The organism is Stenotrophomonas maltophilia group sp. RNC7 (assembly GCF_030910085.1).
GTDB lineage: Bacteria > Pseudomonadota > Gammaproteobacteria > Xanthomonadales > Xanthomonadaceae > Stenotrophomonas > Stenotrophomonas sepilia.
The window spans coordinates 1-566 of the sequence record NZ_JAVFVN010000985.1; the positions used below are offsets into that span (position 1 = coordinate 1).

Annotated in this window: 2 protein-coding genes; both read right to left on the minus strand. The window is 36.7% G+C overall.

The features are described 5' to 3' along the window. A partial coding sequence (locus tag RCF13_RS25320) for a dUTP diphosphatase (RefSeq protein WP_308141650.1) occupies window positions 1–302 on the minus strand: 302 nt, incomplete at its 3' end. Next, window positions 299–529 carry a hypothetical protein gene (locus tag RCF13_RS25325; protein ID WP_308141651.1) on the minus strand — a complete coding sequence of 77 codons (231 nt, stop codon included), beginning with the start codon at window positions 527–529 and terminating at the stop codon, window positions 299–301. The genes RCF13_RS25320 and RCF13_RS25325, both read right to left, overlap by 4 nt. Between the last annotated feature and the right edge of the window lie 37 nt (window positions 530–566).

Sequence of the window (566 nt, forward strand, 5' to 3'; positions counted from 1 at the left end):
TCTAGGAGTGGATTTTTAACAGCAGGATGTATTATTTCTCTAGTATTCATACAATCAGTGCATATCGGATCATAATTTTCAGCACATTTACAAGGTTCTCTAATCTCATAAAATTCTTCTGTATTTGGATTTTGATTATTACTCCAAAACTTAAACCCACGCCACTCATTCGAAAGCTCTCCTAACTCCACCTGCAATGCTAATATTTTCTTAGGTAGCAAATCCTGCCCATCTAATCCTTTTTCTCTGACGATATGTTCATCAAGTTTTCTCTGCATTTCAAACAATTCGCCTAAATTCATCCCTGCATCACCCTCCTTGCGTCTAGTAATCCATCAAAACCCATTTCCTTGAGCTTGATCCTTATCGTCGGAGCACTCATTTGTAGCTTCACTTGCAACTCTACACTCTTGGCACCTTTTTCAACTTCCTCAAGCAATATTTTCTCTAACTCCGGTGTCCATTTCGTGATTTTTTGTCCTACTTTCAAAATTTCACCTTCCTTCGTATAATATTTGTAATGTGTCATATCACATCTGCAGCATTTAGTTTATATTCTTCAATTC

What these genes read in the sequence shown, in the direction of transcription:
- RCF13_RS25325 (WP_308141651.1), bottom strand. Translation starts at nt 529, where the DNA reads ATGACACATTACAAATATTATACGAAGGAAGGTGAAATTTTGAAAGTA.